The organism is Paenibacillus terrae (genome assembly GCF_005217525.1).
In the GTDB taxonomy this organism is placed as follows: Bacteria; Bacillota; Bacilli; order Paenibacillales; family Paenibacillaceae; genus Paenibacillus; species Paenibacillus terrae_C.
The window spans coordinates 45,711-46,811 of the sequence record NZ_PNXQ01000002.1; the positions used below are offsets into that span (position 1 = coordinate 45,711).

At 41.5% G+C, this 1,101-nt stretch carries 1 protein-coding gene; it reads right to left on the minus strand.

Annotation, left to right across the window (positions count from 1 at the left end; translation table 11 throughout):
- Positions 1–1,101, minus strand: a 1,101-nt coding sequence (locus tag C1I60_RS25100) for an NEAT domain-containing protein (protein WP_252361536.1), incomplete at both ends; no start/stop codon positions are given.

Genomic DNA, 1,101 nt, shown 5'->3' on the forward strand with positions numbered 1-1,101 from the left:
TTTTGAACTTCGTAATCGTTGCGCTATCCTTGATCTGGAAGGACACTTCATACTTACCTTTCGTCGCTGTCAGTGTTGCTGGCGACACCAAGTACCGTGCCATCGAAGAGACTTGATCCTTGGTTGCGTGCAGCGCATCAAAGTTAATGGAATACGTACCATCTACCAAGGTCGAAGGTGTACCCGGATCAGGTGTAACATTGCCGTTAAATTGGATTTGAACATAGTACCAATGATCGTATGGTACTCCGCCCATTTCCAACCCAGGTACGATAACGTGAGTATAAGCATTTACTTTGTTAGACAGACTTCTTATTTCAAACTCCACTATGCGTTGGTCACCCTCAGTGGATACCGTAGCCGCTTCTTCATATTTTCCATTCTGCTCTGTTTGGAAGGAAGGAATCCAACTGCTGTTTTTAATCGTCAGTTGAACATACCATTTGTTTCCTTTTTGGACCACTTTAGCTGGCTTTAGAGTATATCCGTCCATAACGGACATATCTTGCGACTTATCCTTTAAAACAGAGAAGTCAATACTTCCCAATTGCAGAGAAGAACCCGGATCAGGGGTAACACTGCCGTTAAACTGGATTTGAACATTGTACCAATGATCGTATGGTACTCCGCCCATTTCCAACCCAGGCACGATAATGTGGGCATAAGCATTTACTTTGTTAGACAGATTGCCTACTTCAAACTCGATTGTACGTTGGTCACCCTCAGTGGATACCGTAGTCGTTTCTTCATATTTTCCATTCTGTTCTGTTTGGAAAGATGGAATCCAACTGCTGTTTTTAATCGTCAGTTGAACATACCATTTGTTCGCTTTTTGAACCAGTTTAGCTGGTTTTACAACATAGCCGTCCATAACGGAAACATTTTGCGATTTATCTGTCAAAATCGTGAAGTCGAGGCTTCCTGGTTGTAAAGGAACTTCGGGTTCTGGCGATGTTACAGGCGGAGTCGTCTCCTCTGCAACCTTTATTGTAGATGGATCAAATTCAATCGAGTTTTCTCTCTTTATATTTTTGAAATTAAAATCCACATCAATTTTCTGAGTTAAATCATACACGTCAAATGTTACAGATCTTTGATTAT